The 22,132-nt window shown below is 71.4% G+C and carries 23 protein-coding genes; 9 read left to right on the top strand and 14 right to left on the bottom strand.

The genetic code is table 11. From position 1 onward, the window contains the following. Positions 1-6 precede the first annotated feature (6 nt). From BKA15_RS31605 to BKA15_RS31615, 3 genes are read right to left on the bottom strand one after another with little or no spacing between them, the layout of a single operon-like run. A complete protein-coding gene (locus BKA15_RS31605; protein ID WP_312879580.1) occupies positions 7-507 on the bottom strand; it encodes a GNAT family N-acetyltransferase in 501 nt (166 codons plus the stop codon). Next, entirely contained in the window at positions 504-1,886 is a 1,383-nt protein-coding gene (locus BKA15_RS31610; RefSeq protein ID WP_179757630.1) for a phosphatidylglycerol lysyltransferase domain-containing protein, read from the bottom strand. Before BKA15_RS31610 ends, BKA15_RS31605 begins: the two co-directional genes overlap by 4 nt. Then, entirely contained in the window at positions 1,883-2,590 is a 708-nt protein-coding gene (locus tag BKA15_RS31615; RefSeq protein ID WP_179757631.1) for a hypothetical protein, read from the bottom strand. The genes BKA15_RS31610 and BKA15_RS31615 overlap by 4 nt, the downstream gene beginning before the upstream one ends. Positions 2,591-2,759: 169 nt before the next feature. Here BKA15_RS31615 and holA point away from each other — a divergent pair, with 169 nt between their 5' ends. Together holA and BKA15_RS36690 are read left to right on the top strand one after the other, a co-directional pair. Continuing rightward, entirely contained in the window at positions 2,760-3,758 is a 999-nt protein-coding gene (gene holA, locus BKA15_RS31620) for a DNA polymerase III subunit delta (RefSeq protein WP_312879581.1), read from the top strand. 50 nt (positions 3,759-3,808) lie between these two features. Further along, positions 3,809-4,708: a polysaccharide deacetylase family protein gene (locus tag BKA15_RS36690; protein WP_281385337.1), complete on the top strand. Its 900-nt coding sequence runs from the start codon at positions 3,809-3,811 to the stop codon at positions 4,706-4,708. A gap of 10 nt (positions 4,709-4,718) precedes the next feature. Here the strand turns inward: BKA15_RS36690 and BKA15_RS31630 are convergent, their stop codons facing one another. Next, a complete protein-coding gene (locus tag BKA15_RS31630; protein WP_179757634.1) occupies positions 4,719-5,603 on the bottom strand; it encodes a helix-turn-helix transcriptional regulator in 885 nt (294 codons plus the stop codon). 151 nt (positions 5,604-5,754) lie between these two features. On the opposite strand from BKA15_RS31630, the gene BKA15_RS31635 reads away from it, so the two are divergent. The 3 genes from BKA15_RS31635 to BKA15_RS31645 are packed head-to-tail and all read left to right on the top strand — an operon-like array spanning position 5,755 to position 9,071. After that, positions 5,755-6,780, top strand: a complete 1,026-nt coding sequence (locus BKA15_RS31635) for a zinc-dependent alcohol dehydrogenase family protein (protein WP_179757635.1) — start codon at positions 5,755-5,757, stop codon at positions 6,778-6,780. After that, on the top strand, positions 6,777-8,003 hold the full coding sequence (locus BKA15_RS31640) for a multidrug effflux MFS transporter (RefSeq protein WP_179757636.1): 1,227 nt from the start codon (positions 6,777-6,779) through the stop codon (positions 8,001-8,003). Before BKA15_RS31635 ends, BKA15_RS31640 begins: the two co-directional genes overlap by 4 nt. Before the next feature lie 12 nt (positions 8,004-8,015). Further along, positions 8,016-9,071: a PQQ-dependent sugar dehydrogenase gene (locus BKA15_RS31645; RefSeq protein ID WP_179758818.1), complete on the top strand. Its 1,056-nt coding sequence runs from the start codon at positions 8,016-8,018 to the stop codon at positions 9,069-9,071. A gap of 35 nt (positions 9,072-9,106) precedes the next feature. Here BKA15_RS31645 and BKA15_RS31650 read toward each other — a convergent pair whose 3' ends face one another. From BKA15_RS31650 to rpsT, 4 genes are all read right to left on the bottom strand, one after another. Next, positions 9,107-9,418 carry a TA system VapC family ribonuclease toxin gene (locus tag BKA15_RS31650; RefSeq protein WP_312879723.1) on the bottom strand — a complete coding sequence of 104 codons (312 nt, stop codon included), beginning with the start codon at positions 9,416-9,418 and terminating at the stop codon, positions 9,107-9,109. 31 nt (positions 9,419-9,449) lie between these two features. Beyond that, positions 9,450-9,713, bottom strand: a complete 264-nt coding sequence (locus BKA15_RS31655) for an antitoxin (RefSeq protein WP_179757638.1) — start codon at positions 9,711-9,713, stop codon at positions 9,450-9,452. A gap of 67 nt (positions 9,714-9,780) precedes the next feature. Next, a complete protein-coding gene (locus BKA15_RS31660; protein WP_218871659.1) occupies positions 9,781-11,016 on the bottom strand; it encodes an amidase in 1,236 nt (411 codons plus the stop codon). Between the two features lie 30 nt (positions 11,017-11,046). Next, positions 11,047-11,310, bottom strand: coding sequence for a 30S ribosomal protein S20 (rpsT, locus tag BKA15_RS31665; RefSeq protein WP_179757640.1), 264 nt, complete (start codon positions 11,308-11,310; stop codon positions 11,047-11,049). Between the two features lie 298 nt (positions 11,311-11,608). On the opposite strand from rpsT, the gene BKA15_RS31670 reads away from it, so the two are divergent. After that, positions 11,609-12,538 carry a bifunctional helix-turn-helix transcriptional regulator/GNAT family N-acetyltransferase gene (locus tag BKA15_RS31670; protein WP_179757641.1) on the top strand — a complete coding sequence of 310 codons (930 nt, stop codon included), beginning with the start codon at positions 11,609-11,611 and terminating at the stop codon, positions 12,536-12,538. A 7-nt stretch (positions 12,539-12,545) separates the two neighbouring features. On the opposite strand, the gene BKA15_RS31675 is transcribed toward BKA15_RS31670, so the two are convergent. Together BKA15_RS31675 and BKA15_RS31680 are read right to left on the bottom strand one after the other, a co-directional pair. Next, entirely contained in the window at positions 12,546-12,794 is a 249-nt protein-coding gene (locus BKA15_RS31675; protein WP_179757642.1) for a hypothetical protein, read from the bottom strand. A 149-nt stretch (positions 12,795-12,943) separates the two neighbouring features. Continuing rightward, a complete protein-coding gene (locus BKA15_RS31680) occupies positions 12,944-13,921 on the bottom strand; it encodes a phosphotransferase (RefSeq protein WP_179757643.1) in 978 nt (325 codons plus the stop codon). Positions 13,922-14,057: 136 nt separating this feature from the next. On the opposite strand from BKA15_RS31680, the gene lepA reads away from it, so the two are divergent. Continuing rightward, on the top strand, positions 14,058-15,914 hold the full coding sequence (gene lepA / locus BKA15_RS31685; RefSeq protein ID WP_312879582.1) for a translation elongation factor 4: 1,857 nt from the start codon (positions 14,058-14,060) through the stop codon (positions 15,912-15,914). 8 nt (positions 15,915-15,922) lie between these two features. Then, positions 15,923-16,678, top strand: coding sequence for a GNAT family N-acetyltransferase (locus tag BKA15_RS31690; RefSeq protein ID WP_179757645.1), 756 nt, complete (start codon positions 15,923-15,925; stop codon positions 16,676-16,678). A gap of 12 nt (positions 16,679-16,690) precedes the next feature. Here BKA15_RS31690 and BKA15_RS31695 read toward each other — a convergent pair whose 3' ends face one another. Both BKA15_RS31695 and BKA15_RS31700 read right to left on the bottom strand, forming a co-directional pair. Next, positions 16,691-18,232 (bottom strand): alpha/beta hydrolase, encoded by a 1,542-nt coding sequence (locus BKA15_RS31695; RefSeq protein WP_179757646.1) that lies wholly within the window; start codon positions 18,230-18,232, stop codon positions 16,691-16,693. Between the two features lie 101 nt (positions 18,233-18,333). Continuing rightward, positions 18,334-19,299: an aldo/keto reductase gene (locus tag BKA15_RS31700; protein ID WP_312879583.1), complete on the bottom strand. Its 966-nt coding sequence runs from the start codon at positions 19,297-19,299 to the stop codon at positions 18,334-18,336. Positions 19,300-19,406: 107 nt separating this feature from the next. On the opposite strand from BKA15_RS31700, the gene BKA15_RS31705 reads away from it, so the two are divergent. Further along, complete coding sequence (locus tag BKA15_RS31705; protein ID WP_218871660.1) at positions 19,407-20,201, top strand: LLM class flavin-dependent oxidoreductase; 795 nt, start codon at positions 19,407-19,409, stop codon at positions 20,199-20,201. On the opposite strand, the gene BKA15_RS31710 is transcribed toward BKA15_RS31705, so the two are convergent. Both BKA15_RS31710 and BKA15_RS31715 read right to left on the bottom strand, forming a co-directional pair. Continuing rightward, positions 20,202-21,464 carry a sensor histidine kinase gene (locus BKA15_RS31710; RefSeq protein WP_179757647.1) on the bottom strand — a complete coding sequence of 421 codons (1,263 nt, stop codon included), beginning with the start codon at positions 21,462-21,464 and terminating at the stop codon, positions 20,202-20,204. Continuing rightward, positions 21,461-22,117, bottom strand: a complete 657-nt coding sequence (locus BKA15_RS31715) for a response regulator transcription factor (RefSeq protein WP_179758821.1) — start codon at positions 22,115-22,117, stop codon at positions 21,461-21,463. The genes BKA15_RS31710 and BKA15_RS31715 overlap by 4 nt, the downstream gene beginning before the upstream one ends. Positions 22,118-22,132 lie beyond the last annotated feature (15 nt).

Genomic DNA, 22,132 nt, shown 5'->3' on the forward strand with positions numbered 1-22,132 from the left:
CGTCGCTCAGGAAGCGGTACGAACCCAGCGCTGCTCGCCGTCCACGGTCGCCTCGGTACGGCTGAGGCCGGCCCGGGCGGCGACGCGCTGGGAGGCGACGTGCTCCGGGTGGACGTACGCGCCGACGACCCGGACGCCGTCGGCGAGGAGCCAGTCGACCAGCCCGGCGGCGGCCTCGGACGCGTAGCCGCGGCCCTGCCAGGCGGTGCCGATCTCCCAGGCGACGTCGGCCTCGCCGGCGGCCGGCCGGACCGTCGCCTGGACCACGCCGATCGGCACCTCGTCGAGCCGGACGATCCAGTTCAGCCAGCGTTCGGCGCCGTCGGGGGACCGGCCGCCGGCCAGCCGCCGGTAACGGTCCCGGAGTTGATCAAGGTCCGGCGGGCTGCCGCCGGTGAACGTGTACAGCAAGGGATCCGCCAGGACGGCCACCATCGCCTCGGCGTCCTCCGGTACCACCGGGCGCAGGGTCAGCCGGCGGGTCCGCAGCGCCGGGAACCCGGTCACCGCTCGGCGCCGGTCCGCGGGTCGAGAGTCTTGCCGACGCCGCCGCAGACGGCCACGACCGCCTCGGTCTCGCCGCGTTCGGTCAGCCGGCCGGCGGCCGGGTCGTCGCCGTCCGGCGCCCCGGCGAAGCGCAGTTCGAGGCTGGCGCCGCGGCCCGACTCGACCGCGCACGGGAACGACCACAGTTCCGCGCCGTCGGTGATCCGCAGGCCGACGATCCGGTCGGCCTTGTCGTCGAACCGGTTGGTGCCGGCCAGGACGAGGATGTCGCCGTACGAGGCGGAGATCACGCTGCTCGTGATCTCCGGCCCGCCGGGCAGGGACGCCTTGACCGGCGACACCGAGTAGCCGAGCGCGCGGTCCGTCGACGGCGTGTACCCGGTGAACCCGCTCAACTGCTGACAACCTGCACCGTGCACGACCAGGGTCCGGACCGGGCCCTCGCCGGGCTGCCGCCAGGAGACGCAGCTGAACAGCAGTTCCGGGGTCGGGTCACCGGACCTGATCTGTTCCGTACGCTGCGCCGCCAACTGGGCCGCCGACATGCCGATGCCACCCATTCCGATCACCAGCGCGACCAGCAGCGTGACCACCGTCCCGGCCGGGCGGTCCGGACGGCGGCCGGGCAGCAGCCGCCAGGCGGCCCAACCGGCCACCAGCACGGCGACGCCGGCCAGGTAGAGCCGCGGGGTCGCCTCGGTGAACAGGGCCGCCCAGCGCATCGCCGAACCGGACACGGCGAGGTCCGCCGCCGCCTGCCGCAGGTCGGGCGCGAACACGGCCCGACCGACCGCCAGCGGGATCACCGCGGCGACGCAGGCCAGCACCAGCGGCCAGAGCCGCGGCGGGCTCCGGGGCGGCAGGTCGTCGATGTTCTGCCAGAGGCTGCGCCAGGTGGTGGTCACCGCGGTCGCCACCCAGACCACGCCGAGCAGCACCGAGAGCAGCGTGCCGAACAGCTCGCCTCGGATGATCACCCCGAAGATCATCACCAGGACCAGGGCGGCGCCGAGATAGGCGACCGGGAACAAGATCAACCGGGCCACCCAGTGCCGCGACCGGATCAGCACCGCGATCGCCAGGCCGAAGATCAACAACCAGGTTCCGGTGCTGCGCTGGGTGGCGAACCAGACCTCGCCGCCGGTCGCGAACGCGGCCGAGGCCAGCGGCGCCAACTGGCCCAGCAGCGGATCGTCATTGCCGCGGGCCAGCTCCGGCAGCCAGTAGGCGACGAAGAAGATCACGTTGACCACGACCATGATCAACATCGGCAGCCGGGACAGCTCCAGCACCTTCGCCGTCGGCAGGTAGCTGTCGTCGCGGGAGAGCCCCGCCAGCGTCGGCTGCGTCGCCGCGCTGAGCGAGGTGATCGTGCTCACCCGCCGACTCCGGAACGCTGGTCGTCCTCGGAACTGCTGGCCAGGGTGCCGCCGAGGTCGGAGTCCTCGACATAGGTCTCGTCGACGTACGGATCGACCCAGAGCCGCTCCGCCGGCGGCGCCACCTCCTTGACCGGCTCCTGCTCGGCCGACCACTCCACCCGGCGGATCGTGACGCCCTGCACGTCGACCATGTCGTCGACCACGTTGTACGGCAGCCAGGCCTCCCGCAGCACCTTGAGCAGGGACTGCCGCCGGATCTCGGCGTAGTCGTTCATCCGCATCGCCGTCCGTACCGCGACCTCGAGCTCCGCCTGCACGCCCCGGGCCAGGAACAGGCCGAGCTCGCTGCCGTAGTGCTCGGCCAACTGCTGCAACCCGTGGTACTCCTCGTCGTCCAGCAGCCGCAGCAGCACCTGGAGCTCCATCCGGTGGATCATCCCGCCGTCCGCGGTGACCACGTCGTCGAGCGTGATCGCCGCCTCGATGGTGTCGGTGGTGACCGGCAGCACCTCCAGCGCGGGCAGCAGCGGCCACCAGCTCGGCACCAGCAACTCGCCGGGCAGCTTGATCCTGGCCGGCCGGCGCCCGTCGAACAGGATCACGACCGTGCCCGGGCGCACCCTGGCCAGCCGGTCCAGGAGTCGCCGCTCGCCGGTGAACAGATGCGGCGGGTCGGTGGCTTCGGGGACGGCTTCAGTCATGGCGTACTCAGCGGGTTGTGCGTGTCCTTGCGGGGCGGGTAGCAGGGGATGCGGGTTGGCATGTCAGTCCAAGACTGCATCACGCGCGCGGTTAGCGCCAGAATGCGGTCCCGCTGCCGGACCGGTGAGCGTGCGTCCGATTGTCGTACCGCAGTGGCAGGATGAGCCCGTGCCGCCTTCCACCAGCCGTTCGGCCTCCAGCAACCGGTCATCGGTGCCGAGCACCCTGCTGGTCACCGGCCCCGAGTCGCTGCTGGCCGACCGGGCCGTCACCGACGTGCTCGCCAAGGCCCGGGCCGTCGCGCCGGAGCTCGAGGTGACCGAGGTCGAGGCGGCCCGGCTCGACGCGGGTCGGCTGGCGGAGCTGGCCAGCCCCTCGCTGTTCTCCAGCTCCCGGGCCGCGGTGATCCGCAACCTGGCCGAGCTGCCGGCCGACCTGTTCGACCCGGTGCTGGAGATCGCCGGCGCCCAGGTCGAGGACCTGACGCTGGTCCTGGTGCACGGCGGCGGCAACAAGGGCAAGGGCCTGCTGGACAAGCTGAAGAAGCTGAAGCCGGTCACGGTGGTCGACTGCCCGCAGGTGAAGGCCTGGGAACTGCCCAAGTTCGTCTCCGCGGAGGTACGGAAGGCGGGCGGCACCCTGGAACCGGAGGCGGCCCAGTTCCTGGTCGACGCGATCGGCCACGATCTGCGGTCGCTGGCCGCCGGGGTGCGGCAGCTGATCGCCGACACCGAGGGCCGGATCGACGTCGCCACCATCCGGCGCTACTTCGGCGGCCGGGCCGAGGTGACCAGCTTCGCCGTGGCGGACGCCGCGCTGGCCGGCCGGACCGGGGAGGCGATGGAGCAGCTGCGCTGGGCCACCTCGACCGGGGTGGCGCCGGTGCTGGTCACCAGCGCGCTCGCCTCGGGCCTGCGCGGGCTGGCGAAGTTGATCAGCGCTCCGGGCGGGCTGCGCGAGCCGGACCTGGCCCGCGAGGTCGGCGTACCGCCGTGGAAACTGAAGACGATGCGGGGTCAGGCCCGCGGCTGGGACTCGACCGGGCTGGCCACCGCGCTGCACGCGGTCGCCTCGGCGGACGCGGCCGTCAAGGGGGCCGAGGGTGACGCCGAGTACGCGTTGGAACGGGCCGTTCTGGCGGTCACGGCGGCCCGGACCCGCCGTTGATCCGAGCCGGTCACGTGGTGTTCGCCACGGTTCCTCGTGGTGTGCAATGGATGTACTCCGTGCGGGGTATCGTCGGTCCGGTGCGTTTCCAGCGATCCGTGCCTGTGTCTGCGGCTGCGGTACTTCTGATCGGGTTTTCCCTTCTGCTCGGGGCATGTGGGACAGTTCCGCCCGGCACGGCCGGTAGCCCGCCCGCTTCCTCCACCGGCACCGGGTCCTCGCCCGGCGGTTCGTCGAGCGCTCCGCCGAGCTCCGCCGCCCCGGAGTCGCCGAGCCCGACCCCGACCCCGCCGGCCAGCTCCGAACCGCCGGAGCGGCCCGCGGTCGACTGTAAGAAACTCAAGTGCATCGCGCTCACCTACGACGACGGCCCGAGCCCGGGGACGACGCCGGAGTTGATCAAGATCCTGAAGAAGTACAAGGCGAAGGCCACCTTCTTCCAGCTCGGCAATCTGGCCGCCGAATACCCGGAGCTGGTCAAGGAGATCCATGACATGGGGTCCGAGGTGGCCAACCACTCGTGGGACCACGACTCGCTGGACCGGAAGTCGGTCGACGGGGCGTATATGGACATGAAGAAGGCGTCGGAAGCGATCGAGAAGGCCTGCGGTTGCCGGATCACCCTGATGCGTCCGCCGTACGGGGCGACGGACAAGGGCGTGGACAAGGCGACCAAGAAACTCGGCCTGGCCCAGATCCTCTGGGACGTCGACACGCTCGACTGGGAAAGCCACGATCCGTACGACATCAAGAGCAAGGTCCTGCACAGCGCGGCCAAGAACCGGATCGTGCTGATGCACGACATCCACCAGACCACGATCGATGCCCAGGAGGACATCATCGAAGGCCTGCAGGACAAGGGCTACACGCTGGTCACGGTGAGCGAGATGCTCGGCAAGACGACGCCCGGCAAGCGGTACCCGAAGTCCTGGGCCCACTACGGCAACTGACCGCTCTCGATCACGTCGGGCTGTGCCGGCGGCTCTCCAGGCTGGTGTCGGCCCAGGAGGCGAGCAGGTGCAGCGCCTCGGCCGTCGGTGAGCCGGGTTCGGCTGTGTAGATCGTCAGGGTCAGGCCGGGCTCGGAGATCATGTCCACGCTCTCGTACGCCAGCGTGAGGTCGCCCACGACCGCGTGGTGGAAATGCTTGGTGCCGGCGCCGTGGGTACGGACGTCGTGCGCGCTCCAGCGGCGCCGGAACTCCTCACTCCGGGTGGACAACTCGCCGACCAGGTCGTGCAGCGCCTTGTCGTGCGGGTCCCGGCCGGCCTCGGTGTGCAGGATCGCGACGCAGATGTCGGCCGCCTCGTCCCAGCCGGGGTAGAAGCGGCGGGAATCCTCGTCGAGGAACGTGTAGCGGGCGAAGTTGGGCGGCCGGTCGGGGTCGCGGTCGTACAGCGGCGCGTGCACGGCGCGGCCGAGGTGGTTGGTCGCCAGCAGATCCATCCGGCCGTTGCGGACGATGGCCGGACCGCCGGTGATGGCGTCCAGCGTCCACTGCAGGCTCGGCGGCGGGGTCCACGGCTTCGCGGTCCGGCGGCGCGGCCGCATCCGGGCGCTGGTGCCGTCGGCGGCGTGTGCGAGGTGGAACAGGTGGGCCCGTTCGGCGTCGTCCAACCGCAGCGCCCGGGCGATCGCGTCGAGGACCGCGCCGGAGACGCCCGCCAGGTTGCCGCGTTCGATCCGGGAGTAGTACTCGATGCTGACCCCGGCCAGGGTGGCGACCTCGGTGCGGCGGAGTCCGGGGACCCGGCGGGACCCGGTCTCGGGCAGCCCGGCGTCGTGCGGGCTGATCTTGGCTCGCCGCGAGGTCAGGAACTCGCGGACCTCGGCTCGGTTGTCCACAATGCCGACGCTACCTCGCGCCGCCCCGGCCCTGGGATGCCTTGTCAGTACACCTCACGGCAGTGACTTCTCCACGCCCGGCCGGGGCGCTCAACTGGAGGCGTCGGCCGGTCGGCCGACGGGATCCCCAGAGAGTTCGAGGAGAACGCCAGTGCGTGGAGTGGTGATGTACGGGCCCGGTGACGTGCGGGTGGAGCAGGTCGCCGAGCCGACGATCTTGAAGCCGACGGATGCGATCATCCGGCTCGCGGCGACCTGCATCTGCGGCTCCGACCTGTGGCCCTACCGGGGCGCCGACGCGGTGACCGAGCCGCTGCACATGGGTCACGAGTACGCCGGCATCGTCGAGGAGGTCGGCGCCGAGGTGACGACGATCAAGCCCGGCCAGTTCGTGGTCGGGTCGTTCTTCGCCTCCGACAACACCTGCGAGCTCTGCCGGGCCGGCTACCAGACCTCCTGCGTGCACCGCGAGGTGCTGGGCACCGGCGGCGCCGCCCAGGCCGAACGGATGCGGGTCCCGCTCGCCGACGGCACCCTGGTCGCCACGCCCGACCTGCCCACCGACGACCTGGTGCCCGGCCTGCTGGCCGCCTCCGACGTCCTCGGTACGGGCTGGTTCGGCGCGGTCGCGGCCGAGGCCGGCCCGGGCAAGACCGTGGCCGTGGTCGGCGACGGCGCGGTCGGGCTGCTCGCCGTCCTCGCCGCCCGCGAGCTCGGCGCCGAACGGATCATCGCGATGAGCCGGCACGCGAGTCGGCAGGCGCTGGCCCGCGAGTTCGGCGCCACCGACATCGTCACCGAGCGCGGCGACTCCGGTGCCGAGCGGATCCGGGAACTCACCGGCGGCCTCGGTGCGCACTCGGTAGTCGAGGCGGTCGGCACCCAGGAGTCGATGATGCAGGCGATCCGGGCGACCCGGCCGGGCGGCCACGTCGGCTTCGTCGGCGTCCTGCACGACGTCGCGATCCGCGGCGAGGACTACTTCATGAGCCATGTCCACCTGCACGGCGGTCCGGCCCCGGTGCGCCGGTTCCTGCCCGAGCTGATCGAGTTGATCATGGCCCGGCGGATCGACCCGGGCCGGGTGTTCGACCTCGAACTCGATCTTGATCAGGCGGCGGACGGTTACCGGGCGATGGACGAGCGCCGGGCGATCAAGGTGCTGCTCCGGCCGTGACCGTGATCACCGAGCCGATCGCCGACCGGTCGGCAGCCAAGATCACCGCGACCCTGGTCGGCACCGTGGTGTTCCTGACCGCGATCGCGCCACTGGCCACCGACCTGTACGTGCCGGCGTTCCCGGTGGTCGCCGGTGATCTCGGCGCCACCGCGACCCAGGTCCAGTTGACCCTGACCACGTTCTTCGCCGGAATGGCCCTGGGCCAGCTGATCGGCGGCCCGGTCTCCGACCGGTACGGACGCCGGCGGCTCTTGATCATCGGCACGCTGATCATGGCCGCGGCCTCGGTGGTCTGCGCGGTGAGCCCGGCGATCTCGATCATGATGGCGGCGCGCTTCGTCCAGGGCTTCGCCGGCGGCTGGGCGATGGTGATCGGCCGGGCGGTGATCGTCGACCTGGCCACCGGCGCCCGGCTGGTTCGGGTGCTCAACGTGATCGCCGGCGTCGGCGGCATCGCGCCGATCGTCGGGCCGCTGGTCGGTGCCGTCATCCTGCAGCTGTCGCACTGGCGGATGTCGTTCTGGACCGTCGCAGCGCTCGGCCTAGCGATGGCCGTCGCGGTGGCGCTCGCCGTACCGGAATCGTTGCCGGTGCAGCAGCGGCACCGGGGCGGCCTGGCCGCCTTCGGCAGCACCGCCCGCGAGGTGCTGCGCAGCCGCCCCTTCCTCGGGTACGTCCTCGTCAGCGGATCGTCGATGGGCGCGGTGTTCGCCTACGTGGCGACCTCGGCGTTCGTCCTGCAGTCGATGAACGGCCTGTCGCCGATCGCGTACTCGATCGACTTCGCGGCGAACGCCGGCGGGATGACCGTCGCAGCCCTGGCCGCCGCCCGGCTGGCCGGGCGGATCGCCACCCGGAAGCTGATCCTGGCCGGGCAGCTGGCCGCGTTGGCCGCCGGCGTCGCGATGCTGATCGGCGCCCTCTGGCTCCACGCGCCACTGTGGCTGGCCGTACCGTGCTTCTTCGTCCTGATGACCGCGCAGGGGCTGATCGGTCCCAACGGCGGCGCCCTCGCGGCGGCCCAGGTGCCGCGCCATCCCGGCACCGGCTCCGCCGTGCTCGGCCTGGTCCAGTGGGCGTTCGCCGGCCTGATCGCGCCGCTGGCCGGGCTCGGCGGCAGCAGCACTGCGGTACCGATGGCTATTCTCATGATCAGTTGCACCGGCCTGTCCCTGATCGGACTCCTGGTCCTGGCCCGGCCCCGGCTCCTCGAACGTTAGGTCCTGTTGATCATGAAAGCTGTCCGTACCCGGCGGATCCTCGGGCTGCTGCTCGCCGTGGCGCTGGCCGCCTGCACCCCGGAAGCCGCCCCGACCGGAAGTTCGCAGCTGGGCACGCCCGCGGTGATCACAACCGGTCTCGCGGCGCCCTGGTCGGTCGTCTTCCTGAGCGGCGGAACGCCCCTGATCAGCCAACGCGACGACGGCGAGATCCTGGAACTGGACGGCGCCGGCCGGTCCCGAGTGATCGGGACGGTCGCCGACGTCGAGCACAGCGGGGAGTCGGGCCTGCTGGGCCTGGCCGTCGATGATCAAGACCGGCTGTATGCCTACTCGACCGGCCGCACCGGCAACCGGATCCAGCGCTACCCGCTGACCGGCGAACCGGGGTCGCTCGGCCTCGGCCCGGCCGAGTCGATCATCGAGGACCTGCCGTCCGCGAGCTACCACGACGGCGGCCGGATCGCGTTCGGCCCGGACGGCATGCTGTACGCGACCGTCGGCGATGCCGGTCAGCGCGAGGCGGCGCAGGACCCGGCCAGCCTGGCCGGCAAGATCATCCGGCTGACGCCCGACGGCGACGTCCCGGCCGACAACCCGAGCCCCGGCTCGCCGGTCTACAGCCTGGGCCACCGCAACCCGCAGGGCCTGGCCTGGGCGGCCGACGGCACTCTGTTCGCCGCCGAGTTCGGTCAGGACACCTGGGACGAGTTGAACGTGATCACGCCCGGCGCGAACTACGGCTGGCCGGTCGTCGAGGGGATCGCCGGCGACGGCCGCTACGTCGACCCGGTCCAGCAGTGGCGCCCGGCCGACGCCAGCCCGAGCGGCATCGCGATCATCGGCGAGACGATCTTCGTCGCCAACCTCCGCGGCCGGGTGCTGCGAACGGTCCCGGTCGGCGATCCGACCACCTCGACCAGCCACTACGCGGGCGACTACGGCCGGCTCCGCGACGTGGCCCGAGCACCGGACGGCCGGCTGTGGCTGATCACCAACAACACCGACGGCCGCGGCAGTCCCGGTCCGGACGACGACCGCGTGCTCGCCGTCGACCTGCCCGACTGAAGCCGGTCAGCCCTTGGCCTGTGCGGCGACGTTGCCTATCGGGTGCCGTCAGCCAGCGGATTGACCCAGATCAGATCGTCGAATCGGCCGAAGTCCGCGGCGTTCGAGCACAGCTTGGCGCCTCGTTCGATGGCGTAGGCCGCGAGTTGGGCATCGGTCGTGAGATCTCCCGCGGTGCCGGCGGATTCCAGGAGACCGAAAGCGATGTCCAGGTGCCTCGGGCCAGGCCCGAGAAACTCGACCTGTGGACGTTCGAGCCAGCTGGTCACGGACGCCGTTGCAGCGTCAATGGCCATCGGCGGATCGAAGATTCGGGGATTGGTCGCCAACCGCAGATACCCGAAGATCGCTGGTGCTGCCGATTGACGTCCGGAAAGATCACGACGCGTTCCGCAGACCCGTCACGATTGCCTCGTCGTCGAGTTCGTCGGCAAGTCGGTTGAACCCGGCCAGGTCAAGTCCCGGTCGCAGTCTGCTGGTATGCGGCTCGATCTGGAATGGGCGCAGGTCCTGTTGCTGCTGTGGCGCCAGCGCCCGTCGCAGCGCGTCGTTGATCACCTGCTTCATCGGACGTCGCTGCTGATGGACGGCGTCATCGATCAGCCGAGCCACGTCCGGGTCAAGAGTCAAGGTGATCCTCATGAAGACACCATGATGCTCTTCGGCGGCTGCATCAAGATGCCTGGAGGTGGCCCTGTACGCCGCCCGGTCAGGCTGAAGGACCGTGGTGACCCTTGGCCAGTGCGGCGACGAGACCGGCGGCCCAGCCGAGCAGTGCCTCGTCACGGCCCGGCGCGGCCGCGAACTGGACGCCGAGCGGGAGCCCGTCGTCGGTCCGGCCCGCGGGCAAGCCGAGCACGGGCAGCCGGGCCTGGGTCCAGGGCAGGTTCATCAGCGGGCTGCCGGTCGTGTCGAGCCCGTGCGGCGCGGGCCCGGTCGCGGCCGGAGCGACGTACGCATCGATCCCGGCCAGCGCGGCCATCAGGGCGTCGGCGAACACCGCCCGTTCCCGCAACGCGGCCTCGTAGTCGCGCCGGTCGATCGTCCGGCCGTCCCTGATCGCGGCTGCCGTACGCGGATGATAGAGCACGGCGTGGTCGTCGAACCAGGCATCGTGGGAGCGGGCCAGCTCGTAGCCGTTGATCACGAAGTTGCGCTGGTTGACCTGCTCGATGTCGTCGAGCATCTCGACGTCGTGGACCTGGTAGCCGACCTCGCGCAGCACGTCCAGGTGGCGCTCGAACGCGGTGTGTGCCACCGGCTCGGCCTGGTCGAGATAGGCGCCACGGGGGACCACCAACGTCGGCAGCGCGGCCGAATCGGTGGGCTGCCAGTCAGGCAGCGTGGCGGCGGCGACCCGGACCAGGACGTCGGAATCGGCGGCCAGGAAGCCGACCGTGTCGAACGTCGGGGCGTTGGCGATCACGCCCTCGCTGCCGATCCTGCCGAATGTGGGCTTGAAGCCGAGGATGCCGCAGTAGGCGGCGGGCCGGATCACCGAGCCGACGGTCTGGGTGCCCAGGGCGATCGGCGCCAGGCCGGCGGCCACCGCCGCGGCCGAGCCGCTGCTCGACCCGCCGGGGGAGTGCTCCAGCCGGTGCGGATTGCGGGTCTCGCCGGGCGCCAGGAACGCGAACTCGGCGGTCACGGTCTTGCCCAGGACCACGGCGCCGGCGTCCAGCAGGCTGGTGATCAGGGGTCCGGGCTCACCGGTGATCAGCTCGGCCGGCAGCCGGGAACCGGCCCGCGTCGGCAGACCGGCCACGTGGAACACGTCCTTGACCGCGACCGGGAGCGCGAAAAGCGGCGGCCGGTCCGAAGGGTCCGGCCACCGCTGCGCGAGATGGTCGAGGTCGCGCCGAAGCCGCTCCCGTCGATCGGGTTCGTCGACGAAGGCGCGGAGGCGCGGATTCTCGGCCTCGATTCGGGTCAGCAGATCGTCCACGATCTCCACCCGGCACCGAGGCCGATCAGGTCAGCCGAGCTTGGCAGCCTGGGTTGCGATGGCCGACTTGCGGTTCGCAGCCTGGTTCTTGTGGATGACGCCCTTGCTCGCGGCCTTGTCCAGCAGTCGGGTCGCGGACTTCGCGTACTCGGTCGCCTTGGCGGCCTCGCCGGATTCGGCGGCCTCGCGGAACCGGCGAACGGATGTCTTCAAGGCGGACTTGACGGACTTGTTGCGCTGACGCGCCTTCTCATTCGTCTTGATCCGCTTGATCTGGGACTTGATGTTCGCCACGGGGCAGGCCTCTGACACTCTCTTCGTACGACAGGTGGACGTGCACGACCGAGCGGTCACGCGACGGTCGACTTTAGCAGCCCGGCTCGCGGCAGCCCAAATCCGGCGGCACTGAGGCAGTTCCGCTCAGTGGCGCTGGTCGATTGGGCCCGCGGCGTGGTCGGCGATCCGAACGGAACCACCGGCGCCGCCGCCGAGCGGCAGCGCGCGGCAGGCTTCGATGACCGGCAGATCCTTGCCCTGTCCGTGGGTCCGGGACGCTGTCGATTTCGGGCGGTCCGCGGCGTAATCTTTGACTATGTCAAAGGTTTCCGTCGACCCGGCCACCGTGGACCGGGTCCGTTCCTTCAACCGCTTCTACACCAAGATCATCGGCGTGCTGGACGAAGGCCTGGCCGGCTCGCCGTTCAGCCTGACCGAGGCCCGGGTGCTGTTCGAACTGGCCGCCGTCGGCCGGGTCGACATCGTCGGCCTGCGGACCGAACTCGGCCTCGATCCCGGCTACGCGACCCGGATCCTGGACCGGCTGGGCGCGGCCGGCCTGGTCGAACGGGAACGGTCCGCGACCGACAAGCGGCGGCAGACCGTGACGCTCACCGAGGCCGGCCGGGCGGCCTTCGAGGAGCTGCTTCGCGGCTCGGTGGGCGACGTCTCCGGCCTGCTGGCACCGCTGCGCGCCCCGGACCGGGCCCGGCTGGTCGACGCGATGAGCACCGTACGGACGCTGCTCGAGCCGGCCGGCGAACCGCCGCGGGTGGAACTGCGTGGGCCGGAGCCGGGCGACCTGGGCTGGGTCGTCGAGCGGAACGCCGTGCTCTACGCCGAGGAGTACGGCTGGGACGCGACCTACGAGGCCCTGGTCGCCCGGATCGTCGCCGACTTCGCCGCGACCGCGGCCCCGGACCGAGCCCGGGTCTGGATCGCGACCGTCGACGGGCAGCGGGCCGGCAGCGTCTTCTGCGTCCGCGACGACGACGAGACGGCCCGGCTGCGGCTGCTGCTCACCGAGCCGTGGGCCCGCGGTCTCGGCCTCGGCACCCGGCTGGTCGACGCGTGCATCGAGTTCGCCCGCTCCGCCGGCTACCGGCGGCTGGTGCTGTGGACCAACGACGTCCTCGTCGCGGCCCGGCGGATCTACCAGCGGGCCGGCTTCCGGCTGGTCGACGAGGAGCGGCACCACAGCTTCGGCACCGACCTGGTCGGCCAGACCTGGGAACTCGACCTCTGACCCTCGCTCATTCCGGCACGGTGCCGCGTTTCCAGCGCACCACGGTGTGGACTACCGTCACCACGGTGGCCAGCGCCATGAGGGCGACGTGCAGTTCGTCCGTTCCGGGCGGGTCGGCCCAGGGCCCGTAGTACATCCGAATTCCCATGATGAGCATGGCGGCGCCGGTCGCCAGGACCAGCAGCGCGCCGAGTTCGGCGACGAAGGTCAGCGAGCACCAGACGATCAACTCCCAGCGCCTCGCGGGTGTCCCCATGACATCATCATCGGATCCAGGACGATCTTGCGCCGGCCGTTCGCCGAAAGAAGGTCGAGCCGGGCTGGTCGGGGTCTCGCCGGAGCACAAGGCGGGCGTTTTGTGCCGGGAGGAACTCCGGGCCCTTGTTGATCATGACCAGGTGTTGATCATGATCCGGGTTCGGTCCGGCGGCACCAGGCGATCATGGTGTCGGCGCAGCGGGCCTGCCAGGGGCGGATGGTCGGCAGGCCGGGTGGAGCGGGCCGCTGGGAGAACCCGTGCAACGCTCCGGCGAGGCAGCAGACGCCGGCCCAGTTCACCTCGAACGGCACCGTGCCCAGGGCCGGATGCTCGACGGCGAAGCGGGCCACGTCGATCTCGCCACCGTCGCCGAGGTCGGCCCGGGACACCACCAGGTCGGCCAGCAGCAGGGCCGGGTCGAGCCAGCGGGCGGCGTTCTGCGCGGCGGCCCAGTCGACCACCCAGACCCGGTCCGGCCCGAACAGCAGGTTGTCGGCGCGCAGGTCTGTGTGGCTCAGCGTGTCGCCGGCCATCCGCTCGACCGTCGCCGCTTCCAGCTCGGCGAACCGTTCCGCCCGTTCGGCGATCCAGGGATCGGCCAGCCACGGATCGCCGCCGCCGAGGTTGCGCCAGCCGCCGAAGAACCGGCCCAGTTCGTCGCCGGTCGGCTCCGGCCAGGGCGACGGGGTGAGCCGGTCGCCGAGCTCGCCGACCGTGTCGAAGGCCCGGTTCGCGTCCGCGAGAGTCCACGGGTGCGGCGGCGGGGCGGCGTCGATGGCGGGCAGCGCGGAGATCGCGTACTGCTCCTCGCCGACGGTCAGCTCACCGGTCGCGACCGTACGAGGGACGAAGTCGATCTCCGGCAGCCGGGCCGAGTGCTGCTGTTCTTCCCGATACATGCGTATCGCATCCGGGTTGACCGCCGAGCCGACCGCCTTGATGAACAGGCTGTGGCCGCTCGCTCCGGCGACCACGGCAGCGACGCCGGGGGAGAAGCCGCCCTGCTTGTCGGCGACCTCGACCACCGGCTCGCCGAGGGTCCGGTCGACCCAGGCGCGGACCTCGGCGGGAAGATCGAGGTACGGGCGCCGTACCCCGACGGCGAAGGTCACCGGAAGACTCATGGCCATCATCGTCGCGGAAGCGGTCCGGGCGCGTCGAGGCGATTTAGTCGCTGGTGCGCCGTGGGATGATGGGCGTTCGGTGCCCCCGCGCACCCGTACCGAACCATCGAACAGCTACAGACTGGAACCTGACCGCGTGACACCCATCCCTGGCCGGACCAGCCCCGACATCATCCGCAATTTCTGCATCATCGCCCACATCGACCACGGCAAATCGACCCTGGCCGACCGGATGCTGCAGTTGACCGGCGTCGTCGACGGACGGGCGATGCGGGCCCAGTACCTGGACCGGATGGACATCGAGCGCGAGCGCGGCATCACGATCAAGTCGCAGGCGGTCCGGATGCCGTGGACGCCGCGGACCGGCCCGTTCGAGGGCACCACCCAGATCCTCAACATGATCGACACCCCGGGGCACGTCGACTTCACCTACGAGGTGTCCCGGTCGCTGGCCGCCTGCGAGGGTGCCCTGCTGCTGGTCGACGCGGCGCAGGGCATCGAGGCGCAGACGCTGGCCAACCTCTACCTCGCGCTCGAGGCGGACCTGCGCATCATCCCGGTGCTGAACAAGATCGATCTGCCCAGCGCCCAGCCGGAGAAGTACGCCGAGGAGCTGGCCGGGATCATCGGCTGCGACGTCTCCGACGTGCTCAAGGTGTCGGCCAAGACGGGCGACGGCGTGATCGAACTGCTGGACCAGATCGTCACCCAGGTGCCGGCGCCGACCGGGAACGCGGACGCGCCGGCCCGGGCGTTGATCTTCGATTCCGTGTACGACACGTACCGCGGCGTGATCACGTACGTCCGCGTCATCGACGGCGAGCTGTCGCACCGCGAGCGGGTGCTGATGATGTCGACCAAGGCGACCCACGAGACGCTCGAGGTCGGCGTCATCTCGCCGGAGCCGGTGAAGGCGAAGAGCCTCCGCGTCGGCGAGGTGGGCTACCTGATCACCGGCGTGAAGGAGGTCCGGCAGTCCCGGGTCGGCGACACCGTGACCTCGGCGTCCGCGCCCGCGGCCGAGTCGCTCGGCGGCTACCGGCACCCGAACCCGATGGTGTTCGCGGGGCTGTACCCGATCGACGGTGCCGACTACCCGGAGCTGCGCGAGGCGCTGGACAAGCTGCAGCTCAACGACGCCGCGCTGACGTACGAGCCGGAGACCTCCGGCGCGCTCGGGTTCGGCTTCCGGATCGGCTTCCTCGGCCTGCTGCACATGGAGATCGTCCGGGAGCGGCTGGAGCGGGAGTTCAACCTCGACCTGATCTCCACGGCACCGAACGTGGTCTACCGGGTCGAGCTGGAGACCGGCGACGAGCACGTCGTGACGAACCCGTCGGAGTATCCGAACGCGGGCAAGATCTCGGCTGTCTACGAGCCGGTGGTGAAGGCGACGATCCTCAGCCCGGCCGAATACATCGGCACCATCCTCGAGCTGTGCCAGGCTCGGCGCGGTGTCCAGCAGGGCCTGGACTACCTGTCCGAGGACCGGGTCGAGATCCGCTACACGCTGCCGCTGGCGGAGATCGTGTTCGACTTCTTCGACGCCCTCAAGTCGCGCACCAAGGGCTTTGCCAGCCTCGACTACGAGCCGGCCGGCGAGGAGCGGTCCGACCTGGTCAAGGTGGACATCCTGCTGCACGGCGAGCCGGTCGACGCGTTCTCGGCGATCGTGCACAAGGACAAGGCGTACTCGTACGGCGTGCTGATGGCCGGGAAGCTCAAGGAGCTGATCCCGCGGCAGCAGTTCGAGGTGCCGATCCAGGCCGCGATCGGGTCCCGGGTGATCGCCCGGGAGAACATCCGGGCGATCCGCAAGGACGTGCTGGCCAAGTGCTATGGCGGCGACATCACCCGGAAGCGGAAGCTGCTGGAGAAGCAGAAGGAAGGCAAGAAGCGGATGAAGATGGTCGGCCGCGTCGAGGTGCCGCAGGAGGCGTTCGTCGCCGCCCTGTCCACCGGCGAGACCACCAAGGCGGAGAAGAAGGCCTGAGCCGGTCCATGATCATCAGCCTGGCCTCGGCGGCCGAGCTGCGACGGCTCGACCCCGAGGACCCCTTCCTCCGTTGGGAGATCCCGGACACGCTGGCCCGGCCCGGCTACGCGTACGGTGCGGCGATGATCATCCCGCGCACCACCCAGACCCGCGGCGACGGCAGTGCCGTGTTCGGGCCGCCGGCCGAGGTGGCGGTGCTGCTCGACGAGTTGATCATGACCGGTGGGCTGGACGAGCTGCCGCGCAACATCATCACGATCGAGGAGCGGTGCTACGCCGAGGTGTCGGACCGGCTCGAGCTCGGGCCGGGTGGCGACTGGCACTGGATGTGGACGGCCGAGGCGCCGCCGGACCAGCCCGGTGAGGACAAGATCATCGAGCTCGACAGGGCCGATCATCCCGAGCTGACGGCGTTGATCACCGAGCACAACCCCGGCAGCGACGGGGTGCCGGGCCGTGCGCCCGGGCAGACCTGGCTCGGCCTGCGGGACCGGGCCGGCGCCCTGATCGCCTGCGGCGTGATCGAGGACAACGTGGCCGGCCGGCCGCTGCTGTCCGGGATCACCGTCGATGCCGCGCACCGGGGCGGCGGACTGGGCCGGGTGATCACCGCCGCGCTGACCCGGCTCGCCGTACGGCGGCACGGCGTCTGCACGCTCGGCGTCTACGCCGCCAACGCGGTGGCGATCAACCTGTATCAGCGCCTCGGGTTCCGGATCGGCCGGCGCTGGCAGAGCCGCCGGCTGATCGGAACCCGCTGATCCTTCCGCGGATCAGCAGGTGACGTCGCGACGCGGCCAGGTGCCGTCGACCAGATATTGCGTGGCGACGTTCATCGCGCACGGGTCGTCGTCGTAGAGATAGACGCCGTGCCCGACGCCGTCGACGCTGACCAGTCGGGCCCGGTCGCCGAACGCCTGCCGGATCTTCAGCCCGCCGAGGTACGGGGTCGCCGGGTCGCGCCGGTTCTGCACGACGAGGACGTTCGCCGGGCCGTTGTCGTTGATCGCGACCGGCGGCTCGCTCGGCTCGTGGTGCCAGAAGGCGCACGGGTTGATGTTCGAGCCGGCGGCGCCGTACAGCGGGAAGCGCGCGCGGTCCTTCGCCACCTCGCGCTGATAGGTCGCGACGTCCTCGGGCCAGTCCGAGTCGTTGCAGGTCACGGCCAGGAACGCCGACCAGGTGTTGTCGTACGGTGACAGGGCGTCGGTCTTCTTCTCGGCCGGTGTGCTGGGCTGGGCCGGGCCGACCGGCGGGCGCTCGGCGAGCCGCCGGCGGACGGCCGCGGCATCGGAGTCGCCCAGCGCTTGCAGGAGTTGGGCGGTCGGCGCGAAGCCCTTCTCGGAGTAGAGGCCGACGAACACCAGGAACCGGGCCAGCGCGCCGTCGACCCCGTCGACGGGCTCGCGGTCCAGCCGCTCGGCCAGCTCCAGGTAGTTCCGCCGTACCGCGGCCGGGGTGCGGCCGAGGCCGTACGCGTCGTGCCGGGCCGCCGCGAACTTCGCGAAGGCGGGGAAGGTCTGCTCCGCGCCGAGCCCGAACTGGCGCATCCCTTCGTACCCGAGATGGGTGTCGCCGACGTTGCTGTCGATGATCAGCCGGTCGGTGGTCTCGGGGAACAGGGAGGCGTACGCGGCGCCGAGGGCGGAGCCGTACGAGAGCCCGAAGAAGTTGAGCTTCTGCTCGCCGAGCGCGACCCGGATCCGGTCCAGGTCGCGGGCCGTGTTCGCGGTCGTCAGATGGCGCAGCCGGCCGTCCTGATCATGCTCGGCGCACTGGTCGGCGATCTTCCTGGCGGCCTCGGCCTGTCGCTCGACCGCCGCCGCGTCGGCTGCGAAGGGCGGGATGTTGCCGCGGTAGTCCTGGTCGGCCGTGAAACCACAGCTGACCGGCGACGAATGGCCGACGCCGCGCGGATCCATGCCGATCAGGTCGTAGCTGTCCAGGACGCTCGCCGGCGCGCCGAGGTTGACCAGGTCGGCCGGCTGGCTGAGGCCGGCGCCGCCCGGACCGCCCGGGTTGAGCAGCAGGATGCCGCGCCGCTTCGCCGGGTCCGAGCTGGCCTGCCGGGACACCGTGATCTTGATCGTGGTGCCGTGCGGCTCGTCGTAGTCCAGCGGCACCGGGATCTCCGCACACTCGAGCTGTGGTGCCTTCTCCGCGACGTCCGCCGGGCAGGCGCCCCAGGTCACGGCGCCGACCGAGCCCGAGCCCGCGCCGTCGTCGGCGCCGGCCGGCGTGCTCAGCAGTGATCCGGCGAGCCCGGCAGCGACGATCAGTGCCAGCCAACGGCGCGCCCTTCGTCCTCGTTCCATCTCAAGCCTCCTGTCGTGGGACATGACGGATCCCACTCCAGGCTGTGACCTTGGGGCATGGTCAAGCCCAGGTGACCGAGGTCACGCGACGCCGCTTGCGGTCAGGCCAGCGCCGCGGCGATCCGGTCCAGCTGGTCGGCCGACAGCGGCCCGGCGGCGAGGACGCCGGCGTTGTCCCGGGCCTGCGCGACGGTACGGATGCCGGGGATCGGGACGAACGCCTCGCTCCGGGCCAGCAGCCAGCCGAGCGCGCCCTGGGCAAGCGTCCGGCCGTCCTCGGTCAGGATCTCGCGCACCTTATCCAGCGCGTCGAGCCGGCGGCCCGGGTCGCCGGACCAGTCCCAGCCGTGCCGGACGTCGGTCTCGGCGAACGTGGTCTCCCGGGTCATCTTCCCGGTCAGCAGCCCCATCGCCAGCGGGCCGCGGACGATGCTGGCCAGGCCGTGCCGCTCGGCGACGGCGAGGGTGTCCTCGTTGCCGTTGACCAGGCTGAACGACTGCTGGACCGCGGCACAGTGCTCACCCTCGGCGAAGAACGCGGCCCGGTCCGGGTCGTCGGTGCTCCAGCCGTAGAACCTGATCTTGCCGTCGGCGACCAGGCCCTCGAGCGCGTCCCGGACCTCGCCGGCCCGGTCCAGCGGGTAGTCGCCGATGTGGAACTGGTAGAGGTCGATCACGTCCGTCCGCAGCCTGCTGAGGCTGGCGTCGCACTGCTCCCGGATCGACTCCGGCGACGCGTCCCGGCCGATCGCCTCGCGCTTCGCCTCGTCGATCAGGTTGCCGAACTTGGTCGCGATCACCACCTCGTCGCGGCGGCCCTGGAGCGCCCGCGCGACGACCCGCTCGCTGTGGCCGGCGCCGTACACGTTTGCGGTGTCGATCAACGTGACCCCGGCGTCCAGCGCGGCGTGCAGGGCGGCGACCGACTCGTCGTCGTCGACCTCGCCCCAGCCGATCGGCCGGCCGTCCCGGCTGGCCGGGCCGCCGATGGCCCAGGCGCCGAACCCGATCGCACTGACCTCGGGGCCGTCCGTACCGAGCCTCCGGGTGATCGTCGCTTCCGTCACAGTCCGCTCCCTCTCGTCGTGTCTGCCCGGGACAGTAGATCCCGCCGCCGACAGTAGGTCCCGTCGCGGCCCAGGCGACTGTCTGTGCCGGCTGATAGGACGGTGGGATGGTGATGAGATTCGGGGTGAACCTGCCCAACGGGCATCCGCCGGCCGAGCTGGTCCGGTTCGCGGTCGAGGTCGAGCAGTCCGGCTGGGACGGCTTCTTCCTCTGGGACCACGTGCAGCTCGATCCGGACCGGCGGGAGCCGACCTACGACCCGTGGGTGCAACTCGGCGCGATCGGGGCGCACACCGAACGGTTGCGGCTGGGCACCATGGTCACGCCGGTGCCGCGGCGAAGACCGTGGAAGCTGGCCAAGGAGATCGTCACGCTGGACCACCTGACCGGCGGTCGCGCGGTGCTGGGTGTCGGGCTCGGGGTGCCACAGGCGACGGAGTACGGGGCGTTCGGCGAGCCGGTCGAGCCGAAGGTGCACGCGGCCCGACTGGACGAGGCCCTGCCGGTGCTGGACCGGCTGCTCCGCGGCGAACCGGTCGACCACGAGGGCGAGCACTACCGGGTGTCGGCACAGCTGCTGCCGGCCGCCGTGCAACGACCGCGACCGCCGATCTGGGTGGCGGCGACGCTGCCGGCCCGCGCCGGGGTACGGCGAGCGGCCCGCTGGGACGGGATCGTCCCGCAGTCGCGGGACACCGGGTCGCTGACCCCGGAGGCCCTGGCCGCGCTCGTCGCGGAGCTCGATCCGGGCCCGGGCTTCGACGTGGTGACGTCGCTCGCGGCCGCCCCGGCCGACGAGCTCGCCGACGCCGGCGCGACCTGGGCGATCGACGGGCCGAGACACCGGGAGGAGACGCTCGCCGAGACGCGGGCCCGGATCCTGGCCGGGCCGCCGCGGTGATCAGCCGGCCCGTTCCAGGGCCGGCGGGGAGGCGGGCAGGCTGATGGTGATGTCCAGGCCGCCACCCGGTGCCGGCTCGGCGTCCAGTCGGCCGCGATGGGCCGTGACGACGGAGCGGACGATGGACAGGCCGAGCCCGGAGCCGTTGCGCCCGGCCAGCCGGTCGGCGTCGAGCCGGCGGAACGGTTCGAACAGGTGCGGCACCTGGTGCGCGCCGATCACCGGTCCGGAGTTGATCACCCGCAGGGTCGCCTGGCCGTCCGCGGCCCCGGTCTCGACGTCGACCCAGCCCTGCTCCGCGACGTTGTGCCGGATCGCGTTCTGCACGAGGTTGTGCGCCAGCCGCTGGAGCAGCAGAGCGTCGCCGACGGTCGGGGCCGGGCCGGTCGTCGCCCGTACGGTCACGCCGGCCGCGGCCGCCTCCGCCGCGGTGTCGCCGACCGCGTGGTCGACGATCTCGGCGAGGTCGACCGGGCGCGCCTCGAGCGGCTCGTTGTCGATGCCGGCCAGCACCAGCAGCCCGTTGATCAACGTCTCGTGCCGGGCGTTGACCTGGAGCAGGTCCTCGCCGAGCCGGCGCAGGTCGGGTGACGTCTGCTTGCGGTGCAGGGCGAGTTCGATCATGGCCCGACTGAGGGCGAGCGGGGTGCGCAGTTCGTGCGACGCGTTGGCCACGAAGCGTTGCTGGCCGGCGAACGAGGCGTCCAGTCGTTCCACCATGGTGTCGAACGCGTCGGCGAGGTCCTTCACTTCGTCGTCCGGCCCGGACAGCGCGATCCGTTCCCGCAGGCCGTGGTTCGCGGTCGGCGCGGCGGCGATCCGTTCGGCGGCGCCGCGGACCCGGTGCAGCGGCGCCAGCACCCTGCCGGCCACCAGCCAACCGAGCCCGACGGCCATGCCGCCGACGATCAGCAGCGCGATGCCGCCGAGCAGCAGCAGCGACTGCGACGCCGCGTCCTGCAGCCGGGCCGCCTGCTCGGCCATGAAGGTCCGGGCGTCCGCGCCGGACAGAATTCTGCCGTCCGGCGTGTAGACGTACACCTGGCTCTTGGTCGGCAGCCCCGCCTTGTCGGGCAGCGGTTCGGCGCCGGGCCCACCGATCCAGGCGACCTTCTGCCGCAGCAGCTGGCCGGTCAACTGCTGCTGGAAGAGCAGGTAGGTGGTGATCAACAACGTCACCCCGGCGGCCAGGAACAACCCGCCGTAGATCAGGGTCAGCCGGCCCCGCAGGCCGATCGAGCGGCGCAGTCTCCGGATTCTCATCGCAGGCGGTACCCGACGCCGGTGATCGTGTCGATCAAGGTCGGCTCGCCGAGCTTGCGGCGCAGCTTGTGCACGGTCAGCCGGACCGAGCCGGTGAACGGGTCGGCGAACTCGTCCCACACCTTCTCCAGCAGCTGCTCGGCCGAGACCGTCGCGCCGTCGGCCCGGAGCAGCTCGGCCAGTACGCCGAACTCCTTTCTGGCCAAGGGAATCTGGACGCCGTCGCGGAACACCTCGCGCCGGGACGGGTCGAGCTCGAGCTCGCCGCGGCGGAGCACCGGCGGCGCGGCCGGTCGGGACCGGCGGCCCAGCGCCTGCACCCGGGCAGCCAGCTCGGCCAGCGCGAACGGCTTGGTCAGGTAGTCGTCGGCGCCGAGGCTCAGCCCGCCGACCCGGTCCGCCACCGCGGCCGACGCGGTCAGCATCAGCACCCGGGCCGTCGACGGCGACTCGATCAGCAGCCGGCAGACCTCGTCGCCGTGCAGCACCGGAAGATCGCGATCCAGCACGACGACGTCGTAGTCGTAGGTGTGGATCCGTTCCACGGCCGAGCCGCCGTCACCGACCACGTCCACCGCATGCGGCTCGTCCCGCAGCCATTCGGCGATCGCGTCGGCGAGGATCGGCTCGTCCTCGACCACCAGCACGCGCATGATCACTCTCCCTTT

The organism is Microlunatus parietis (assembly GCF_013407955.1).
Classification (GTDB): domain Bacteria; phylum Actinomycetota; class Actinomycetes; order Propionibacteriales; family Propionibacteriaceae; genus Microlunatus; species Microlunatus parietis.